Annotated in this window: 6 protein-coding genes; 3 read left to right on the forward strand and 3 right to left on the reverse strand. The window is 73.8% G+C overall.

Annotation, left to right across the window (positions count from 1 at the left end):
* Window positions 1–293 precede the first annotated feature (293 nt).
* Both ACFULQ_RS47465 and ACFULQ_RS47470 read right to left on the reverse strand, forming a co-directional pair.
* Window positions 294–1,268, reverse strand: a complete 975-nt coding sequence (locus ACFULQ_RS47465) for a threo-3-hydroxy-L-aspartate ammonia-lyase (protein ID WP_383557607.1) — start codon at window positions 1,266–1,268, stop codon at window positions 294–296.
* Window positions 1,265–1,951 carry a transcriptional regulator gene (locus ACFULQ_RS47470; RefSeq protein WP_383557610.1) on the reverse strand — a complete coding sequence of 229 codons (687 nt, stop codon included), beginning with the start codon at window positions 1,949–1,951 and terminating at the stop codon, window positions 1,265–1,267. Before ACFULQ_RS47470 ends, ACFULQ_RS47465 begins: the two co-directional genes overlap by 4 nt.
* Before the next feature lie 200 nt (window positions 1,952–2,151).
* Here ACFULQ_RS47470 and ACFULQ_RS47475 point away from each other — a divergent pair, with 200 nt between their 5' ends.
* The 3 genes from ACFULQ_RS47475 to ACFULQ_RS47485 all read left to right on the forward strand — a co-directional run bounded on the left by ACFULQ_RS47475 (window position 2,152) and on the right by ACFULQ_RS47485 (window position 7,521).
* The gene (locus ACFULQ_RS47475; protein ID WP_383557612.1) at window positions 2,152–3,912 is read left to right on the forward strand and encodes a glycoside hydrolase family 35 protein; all 1,761 of its coding nucleotides are present in this window, start codon (window positions 2,152–2,154) and stop codon (window positions 3,910–3,912) included.
* Window positions 3,909–6,299 carry a beta-galactosidase gene (locus ACFULQ_RS47480; protein ID WP_383557615.1) on the forward strand — a complete coding sequence of 797 codons (2,391 nt, stop codon included), beginning with the start codon at window positions 3,909–3,911 and terminating at the stop codon, window positions 6,297–6,299. Before ACFULQ_RS47475 ends, ACFULQ_RS47480 begins: the two co-directional genes overlap by 4 nt.
* A 154-nt stretch (window positions 6,300–6,453) precedes the next feature.
* Window positions 6,454–7,521, forward strand: a complete 1,068-nt coding sequence (locus ACFULQ_RS47485) for a LacI family DNA-binding transcriptional regulator (RefSeq protein ID WP_383557618.1) — start codon at window positions 6,454–6,456, stop codon at window positions 7,519–7,521.
* Window positions 7,522–7,681: 160 nt separating this feature from the next.
* On the opposite strand, the gene ACFULQ_RS47490 is transcribed toward ACFULQ_RS47485, so the two are convergent.
* Window positions 7,682–8,941, reverse strand: a 1,260-nt coding sequence (locus tag ACFULQ_RS47490; RefSeq protein WP_383557620.1) for a PLP-dependent aminotransferase family protein, incomplete at its 5' end; no start/stop codon positions are given.

Genomic DNA, 8,941 nt, shown 5'->3' on the forward strand with positions numbered 1-8,941 from the left:
CGCGGCCGACTAACGGTCCCGTCGTAGCGCGCGTACCTGCAACTCCTCAGGGGCGCGGGGAACTGCGCGACCAGCCCCCACCCGCCCGCACCCGCCCCACAACCGCACCCGGCACATCAGTAGGCACCCGGCCCAAGCCCAGCGCAGCGGGGGCGCGGGGAACTGCGCGACCAGCCCCCACCCGCCCGCACCCGCCCCACAACCGCACCCGGCACCCCCATAGGCGCCCGGCTCAAGCCCAGCGCAGCGGGGGCGCGACCAGCCACAACGGACCCGCACCCGGCATCCCGCCTTCAGTCCCCACCCCCGCACAGCCGCGCGAACCGCTCCGCGTCCACATTGCCGCCCGAGACGATCACCCCGACCCTCCCCGGCAGGCCCCCCACCCGCCCGCTCAGCAGCGCGGCCAGCGCACTCGCTCCGCTCGGCTCGGCGACGATCTTCAGGCGCTCGAAGGCGAACCGCATGGCGTCCCGGATCTCGTCGTCGGAGACCAGCGCGATCTCGTCGACCAGCCGCCGGTTCACCGAGAAGGTCAGCTCGCCCGGAGTGTGCAGGGCCTGTCCGTCGGCGATGGTCTTCGGCACCGGGATGCTGACGCGGTGCCCGGCCTCCAGGGAGCGCCTGGTGTCGTCGCCGGTCTCCGGCTCGACCCCGATCACGCGGATGCCCGGATACCGGCCCTTGGCGGCGGTCGCGCTTCCCGCGATCAGTCCACCGCCCCCGACCGGCGCGAGCAGGGCACCCAACTCCCCTGTCTCCTCCAGCAGTTCGAGCGCGGCCGTGCCCTGCCCCGCCATCACGTGCGGGTGTTCGTAGGGCGGGATGAGTGCCAGGCCCCGCTCGGCGGCCAGGGCCTTGGCGATGGCCTCGCGGTCGCCGGTGTAGCGGTCGTAGGTCACGATCTCGGCGCCGTAGCCCTCGGTGGCCGCCCGCTTGGACCGCGGGGCGTCCTCGGGCATCACGATCACCGCGGTGGTGCCGAGCTCACGCGCGGCCAGGGCGACCGCCTGGGCGTGGTTCCCGGAGGAGTAGGCGACGATGCCCCGGGCGAGCTGGTCGGGTGTCAGACGGGAGGCCGCGTTGTAGGCGCCGCGGAACTTGAACGCGCCGACCCGCTGGAAGTTCTCGCACTTGAGGAAGACCTCGGCGCCGACCAGGGCGTCGAGCGTGCGCGAGCGCAGCACCGGTGTGCGGTGCGCGACGCCCTTGAGCCGGGCGGCCGCGTCCAGGACGTCGGCCAGGGTGACCGGCGGGGTGGTCGTCACGAATGCCCTCCATCGTTCGCCTGTTGCCGGTCCCCTTCCCGGGGCCGGGGTTGTTTGCGGGACTGGGACAGATAGCTGTAGGCGGAGGCCCGCGAGATCCCGAGCCGTCCCGCCACCTGCTCGATCGCCCGGCGCACCGCGAACACCCCGCGCTCGTCCAGGCTGCGGAACAGGTCCAGCCGCCCGGCGCGGTCGAGCAGCGCCCACGACTGGTGCCGGTGCGCGTCGAGCATGACGTCGACCACGGAGTCGATGTCGTCGCCGAAGGTGGTGACCGGTGGTTCGGCGGGGGCGGCGCCGATCCCGGCCAGCGCTCCCAGCAGGGCGTGGACCTCGCTCGCCGCGCCGACGTCGACATTGACGCACAGGGCGCCGAAGACCGCGCCCGAGGAGTCCCGCAGCAGCATCGTGGACGACTTCACCAACTTGCCGGTGTCGGTGCGGGTCACGTAGTTCAGCTCGTCGGCCGCCTCGTCGCCGCGGGCGATCATGCGCATGCCGATCTGACTCATCGCCCCGCCCACCGTGCGCCCGGTCACCGCGCCGGCAAGGGCCACCACGGACCGCTCCGGTCTCCGGTAGTCATGCAGCACGACCTCGCACACGGGACCGAAGGTCGCCGCGATCCCGTCGACGACCGGTGTGAGCGCGGCAAGGATCGCGTCCCGCTCAGCCTCCGTCACCTGCTTCTCCTCCCCGTCAGCACACACCTAGACTAGCAATCCAATCTCTGGACCACCAGTCCAATCACCCCGAAGGCTCCCTCCTCCGTGGATGTTGACGGCCCCAGAGTTACCGGTAACATCGACGTCCTCGATACCTCTGTACGGACCAGCGATCCCGGAGCCCCACCGACCTCCCGCCCTTCGAAGGGATGCCCCGCATGCCCGCTCTGACGACGACCTCCGACGGTTTCCTCCTGCACGGCGAGCCGTTCCGGATCCTCTCCGGGGCCATGCACTACTTCCGGATCCACCCCGACCAGTGGGCCGACCGGCTGCGCAAGGCCCGGCTGATGGGTCTCAACACCGTCGAGACCTACCTGCCGTGGAACCACCACCAGCCCGAGCCCGGCACTCTGGTCCTGGACGGTTTCCTCGACCTGCCCCGCTGGCTGCGCCTGGCCCAGGAGGAGGGGCTCCAGGTGATCCTGCGTCCGGGGCCGTTCATCTGCGCCGAGTGGGACGACGGCGGGCTGCCGTCCTGGCTGCTCGCGGACCCCGACATCCGGCTGCGCACCAGCGACCCGCGCTTCACCGAGGCGTTCGACTCCTACCTGGACCTGCTGCTCCCCGCGCTGCGGCCGTATCTCGCCGCGCACGGCGGCCCGGTGATCGCCGTCCAGGTGGAGAACGAGTACGGGGCCTACGGCGACGACACCGCCTACCTCAAGCACGTCCACCAGTCGCTGCGTGAACGGGGCGTCGAGGAGCTGCTGTTCACCTGCGACCAGGCCAACCCCGAGCACCTGGCGGCCGGCACACTGCCCGGCACGCTCGCCACCACCACCTTCGGCAGCCGGGTCGAGGAGAACCTCGCCGCGCTCCGCGCCCACCAGCCCGAAGGCCCGCTGATGTGCGCGGAGTTCTGGATCGGCTGGTTCGACCACTGGGGCGGCCCCCACCACGTGCGGGACGCGGCCGACGCCGCCGCCGACCTGGACCGGCTGCTCGCGACCGGGGCCTCGGTCAACATCTACATGTTCCACGGCGGCACCAACTTCGGCTTCACCAACGGCGCCAACCACAAGCACGCCTACACCCCCACCATCACCTCCTACGACTACGACGCGGCCCTCACCGAGAGCGGTGACCCCGGCCCCAAGTACCACGCCTTCCGCGAGGTCATCGCCCGCCACGCCCCGGTCCCGGAGGAACCGGCCCCGGCTCCCGCGCCCAAGCTCCCCGTCACCGACGTCGACCTGGACCACCGGGCGCCGCTGCTGCCGTACGTCCGCGGTCTCGCGCCGGTGCGCACCGAGGCCCCGGCGACGATGAACGACCTGGGCGTGCGGTCGGGCTACCTGCTGTACCGCACCACGCTGCCGGCCTCCGGTGAGGGCCTGCTGCACTTCGCGGGCGGGGTCGGCGACCGCGCCCAGGTGTTCGTGGACGGCGCCTGCGTCGGCGTACTGGAGCGCGAGCGCCACGACGAGACGCTGGTGGTGCGCGTGCCGCACACCGGTGCCGTCCTCGAGGTGCTCGTGGAGAACATGGGCGGGGTCAACTACGGGCCGCGCATCGGCGCGCCCAAGGGGCTGCTCGGGCCGGTGTCCTTCCAGGGGACCGCCCTGCGCGGCTGGGAGTCGCGACCGGTGCCGGTGGACGATCCGGCCGGCGTGCCGTTCGGGGCGTACGAGACCGGCCCGTCCGCCGGACCCGCCTTCCACCGGGGCACCTTCGAGGTGGCCACGCCCGCCGACACCTTCCTCGCCCTGCCCGGCTGGACCAAGGGCCAGGCCTGGGTCAACGGCTTCCATCTGGGCCGCTACTGGAACCGCGGCCCGCAGCACACGCTGTACGTGCCCGCCCCGGTCCTGCGCCCGGGCTCCAACGACCTGGTCGTCCTCGAACTGCACGCCACCACCGCCACCCGTGCCCGGCTCACGGACAGCGCCGACCTCGGACCGGAGAACACCTGGTGACCCGCTCGCACCGACTGCGCGTCCCCGCGCCCGCCGCTCCCCCGCTCACCGGTCATCTGCCCTTCGCCGACGCGCCGGGCGCGGCCGACCCGATCGAGGTCACCAGCCGCTGGCTCACCCGTGGCGGCCGCCCCTGGTTCCCCGTCTCCGGCGAGTTCCACTACTCCCGCTGTCCCGCCGGGGAGTGGGAGGAGGAGCTGCTGAAGATGAAGGCGGGCGGGGTGACCGCCGTCGCCAGTTACGTCATCTGGATCCACCACGAGGAGATCGAGGGCCTCGTCCGCTTCGACGGCGACCGCGACCTGCGGCGCTTCGCCGAACTGTGCGCCCGCCACGGCCTGGACTTCATCCCGCGCATCGGCCCCTGGTCGCACGCGGAGGTTCGCAACGGGGGTCTGCCCGACTGGGTGCTCGCCCGCGACTGCGTCCCCCGCACCGACGACCCCGCGTATCTCGACGCCGTACGGCCCTGGTTCGCGGCGATCGCCGAGCAGCTGGACGGTCTCGACCGCGCCCACGGCGGCCCGATCGTGGCGATCCAGATCGAGAACGAGCTCTACGACCAGCCCGGCCACCTGCTGACGCTCAAGCGGATGGCCCAGGAGGCCGGCCTCAGCGCCCCCCTGTGGACCTCGACCGCCTGGGGCGGGGTCCACCTCCCGCCCGACGAACTGCTTCCGCTGTACGGCGGCTACACCGAGGCCTTCTGGACCGAGGCCGACGCCGGCTGGCCCGACACCTGCCGCAAGCACTTCTTCTTCACCCACCAGCGCGACGACGAGGGCATCGGCTCCGACCTGCGCCCGGTGACCGTGCGCGGCAGCGCGCCGGACGCCTTCGCGGACCGGTTCCCCTGGGCCACCTGCGAGTTGGGCGGCGGCATGGCGGTGTCGTACCACCGGCGGCCGTACGTCGATCCGGACGACATCGGCGCGCTCGGACTCACCAAGATCGGCTGCGGCTCGGTCTGGCAGGGCTTCTACATGTTCCACGGCGGCACCAACCCGCCGGGCGAGCTCAGCACCCTCCAGGAGTCGCACGCCACGGGCTATCCGAACGACCTGCCGGTCCTGACGTACGACTTCCAGGCGCCGCTCGGCGAGTACGGCCAGTACCGGCGCACCTACCACGAACTCCGGCTCCAGCACCTGCTGTTGGCGGACTTCGGGCACCTGATCGCGCCCATGGAGTCGGTGCTCCCCGAGGAGCGGCCGGACGGGCAGTTCGACCGAAACACCCTGCGGTGGGCGGTGCGCGGTGACCAGGACTCCGGCTTCCTGTTCGTCACCAACCACCAGCCGCACGAGCCGCTGCCGGAGCACCCGGAGACCTCGTTCACGGTCGAATTCCCGGACGGCAGAGGTGAGTTGACGCTGCCGAGCACGCCTGTCACGGTTCCGGCCGGCGCCTACTTCTGCTGGCCGCTGCGGCTGGAGCTGGCCGGGCTGCGGCTGGAGTGGGCCACCGCCCAGCCGGTGTGCACGCTCGACGTCGAGGGCCGTACGGTCCTGGTGCTGGCCGCCACGGACGGGATCGCTCCCGAACTCGCCCTGGACGCCGACACGGTGGCGGCACTCCGCACCCCGTCCGGGGAGGTCACGCCGGTCGGCGACCGGCTGCTGGTGACCGGGCTGCGGCCCGGCACCGAAGCGCTCGTCGAGGTGGACACCGCCGACGGCGGGCGGGTCGGCCTGCTGGTGCTGGACGCGGCGACGGCCCGTACCGCCTACCGGGGCCGCGCGTGGGGCGCCGAGCGGCTGGTGCTGAGCGCGGACGGTGTGGTCTTCGACCGGGACGAGGTACAGCTGCACGGCACGGGGGCGGGTACGGAGACGTCGTTCGCCGTGCTGCCGGGGCCGGAGCGGGCGCCCGTCGTGGACGGGGTCGCGGCCAAGGCGGTCGTCGACGGGGTGTTCACCCGTTACGTCGTCCCGTCGGTCTCTGCTGCTGAGGTCCCCGCCGTCGAGGTCGCCCTCGTGCGGGCCGCCGGGCCCGCGCCCGAGAGCGTCACCGGTGTCCAGGGCCGGGCGAGCGCTCCGGCCGACAAGTACTTCGACAGCGTGGCCGCCGAGTACCGGGTCGAGGTGCCGGACGGGCTGCCGCCGGGCACGCTGCTGCGGCTGCACTGGCACGGGGACGTGGGCCGGGCGTACGTCGGGGAGACCCTCGTCGCCGACCAGTTCTTCGCGGGCCGGGTGTGGGACATCGGCCTGGACCGGCTGCCCGCGGACGCGCTGCGTACCGAGGGACTGCGGGTGCGGGTGCTGCCGCTGCACCCGGCGGCGCCGGTCCAGCTGCCGGAGCAGGCGCGCGGTGACCGGGGGACGGCCGCCGTCACGCACGCCGAGTGGATCACCCGGCGCACCCGGTCGGTCCGGACGGGCTGACCTGCCGGGAGTCCGGACCCTCGGGACCGGCCCACCTATGCTGAGCGCTCGGGTGGGCCGGGACCGCCGTACCACCACCGCCACGGCCACGTCGTAGCACCACCGCCGCCACCAGGTCGTAGCGCCACCGCCATCACGTCGAGGAAGCGCCACCATGAGCCCTAGCGCCGCCGAAGGAGCCGTGCCGAAGGGGCGCAGCCGACGCAACTTCGCGGGTTCGCGCCCGGTGATGGACGACGTGGCCCGGTTGGCGGGGGTCTCCAAGCAGACCGTCTCCCGGGTGCTGAACGAGCATCCGTCCGTCCGCCCCGAGACCCGCGAGGCGGTGCTGACGGCCATGCGGACCCTGGGCTACCGGCCCAGCCGCAGCGCCCGTTCGCTGGCCAGCGGGCGGACCCGGATGCTCGGGGTCATCTCCTTCGACGCGGCCCGCTACGGACCGGCGTCGATCCTCACCGCGATCAACACCGCCGCCCAGGAGGCCGGTTACCTGCTGAGCTCCATCTCCCTCGACACGGCCGAGCACGACACGGTCGTCGAGGCGGTGGGCCGGCTCTCGGCGGAGGGCGCGGACGGGGTGATCGCCATCGCCCCGCAGCTGTGGGTGGGCCACGCCCTGGCGGACACCCGGTTCGACACCCCGCTGGTGGTGCTGGAGAACGGCTTCGACCCGGAGACCGAGCGGGTCACCGGCAACTCGCGGGAGGGCGCCCGCAAGGCCACCCGGCATCTGCTGGGACTCGGGCATCCGACCGTGTGGCACATCGCGGGCCCGAGCGGCTGGACCTCCGCCGACCACCGCCTGGAGAGCTGGCGCTCGACGCTGGAGGCGGCCGGTGCGCGGGTCCCCGAGCCGCTGTTCGGGGACTGGAGCGCCGACTCCGGCTACCACCTGGGCCGGCGGCTGGCCCGGCGCGCCGATGTCACCGCAGTGTTCGTCTCCAACGACCAGATGGCCCTCGGTGTCCTGCACGCCTTCCACGAGGCGGGCCGCTCGGTGCCGGGGGATGTCAGCGTGGTGGGCTACGACGACATCCCCGAGGCGGCACATCTGCTGCCGCCGTTGACGACCGTGCGCACCGACTTCGCGGAGATCGGCACGCGCTCCCTGCGGCTCCTGCTGAGCCGCATCGACGGCTCCACCCAGGCACCCGGGGCGGAGGCCCTGATCCCGGTCGACCTGGTGGTCCGCGCGAGCTGCGGGCCGGTGCGCGACTCCTGAAGCCGGGCCTTCGTGCAGCTGGGTTCAGAAGTCGGGGCGCGGCGCGGGGTGGCGGCTGGGGCCGGGAAAGGGCCGGCGCGGGGTGGCGGCCGGGGCGGAGGGGCGGCCGGCACAGGGTGGCAGCCGGAGTGGAGGCCGGGGCGCAGTGGGGGGCCGGTCGTCACCTCGGCTTCAGGCCGCGCAGCGCCTCGCCCAACGCCGTGATGCCCTCCTCTATGTCGTGGGCGGCGCCCGCCGCGTAGCCGAGGACCAAGCCGGGCGAGCCCGGGGTGAGTCGGTGCCAGGACAAGGGGTGGACCTTGACGCCCCGGGCCAGGGCGGCCGCGGCCAGGTCGGTGTCGCGCAGGCTGGTCCCGTGGTCGTCGAAGGTGACCATGAGGTGCAGGCCGGCGGCCGCCCCGTGGACGCGGGCGCCGGGCAGCCGTGCCTCGACGGCACGCAGCATCGCGTCCCGGCGCCGGCGGTGGCGCTGCCGGACATGGCGCAGATGACGTTCCAGCTCGCCGGAGTCCATCAGCCGTGCGAGGACCAGCTGGGTGAGGACGCCGTTGCCGAGGTCGGCGTACCGCTTGGCCCTCACGACGGCGTCCAGCCGGTCCGGCGGCACGAGCAGCCAGCCCACCCTCAGCGCGGGCGCGAGGAGTTTGGAGACGCTGCCCGTGTAGCAGACCCCGTCGGGCAGCAGTGAGCGCAGGGCGGGGACCGGCGGCCGGTCGTAGCGGTGCTCGGCGTCGTAGTCGTCCTCGATGACCACCCCGCCGGCCGCGGCCCAGCTCAGCAGCTCGCGACGGCGTTCCCCGTCGAGGACCACACCGGTGGGGAACTGGTGCGCCGGGGTCGACAGCACCGCCCGGGCACCGGTGGCGCGCAGCGCGCCGACGTCGAGGCCGCCGGCGTCCACGGGGACGGGGACGACGGTGTGGCCGCCGTACTCCAACTGCTGGCGCGCGCCGAGCGATCCGGGGTCCTCGACGGCCACGCGGTCGATGCCGTCCGCCCGCAGGAGCTGCCCGAGCAGGGAGAAGGCCTGCGCCACACCTGCCACCACGACGACCTCCTCCGGGTCGGCGCGGATGCCCCGGTTGCGGGCCAGCCAGCCGACGACGGCCCGGCGCAGGGCGGGGGCGCCGCGCGCGTCGCCGTAGCCGAAGTCCGCCGGGGTGACGCCCGCGAGGACGGCGCGCTCGGCGCGCAGCCAGGCGGTGCGGGGGAAGGCGGCGAGGTCGGGCAGGCCCGGGGAGAGGTCGATCCGGCACGGCAGCGCGCGCAGGGCGTCGACGACGCCGTCGCGGACGGCCGACGCGAAGAGCGCGGAGCCCGGCCCGGCCGCGTCGCGCGCGCTCCCGCTCGGTGCGGCGAGGGCGGTGGAGCCGGCGGGGCCGACGGGCACGGCGGAGGCGGCGGGGCCGGCGGGCACGGC

Origin of the sequence: Streptomyces sp. NPDC057253 (assembly GCF_042669125.1) — a bacterium.
Lineage (GTDB): Bacteria > Actinomycetota > Actinomycetes > Streptomycetales > Streptomycetaceae > Streptomyces.

Bases quoted from the DNA above. Each gene is read 5' to 3' on its own strand.
- ACFULQ_RS47475 (WP_383557612.1), top strand. From the start codon at position 2,152: ATGCCCGCTCTGACGACGACCTCCGACGGTTTCCTCCTGCACGGCGAG.
- ACFULQ_RS47485 (WP_383557618.1), top strand. From the start codon at position 6,454: ATGAGCCCTAGCGCCGCCGAAGGAGCCGTGCCGAAGGGGCGCAGCCGA.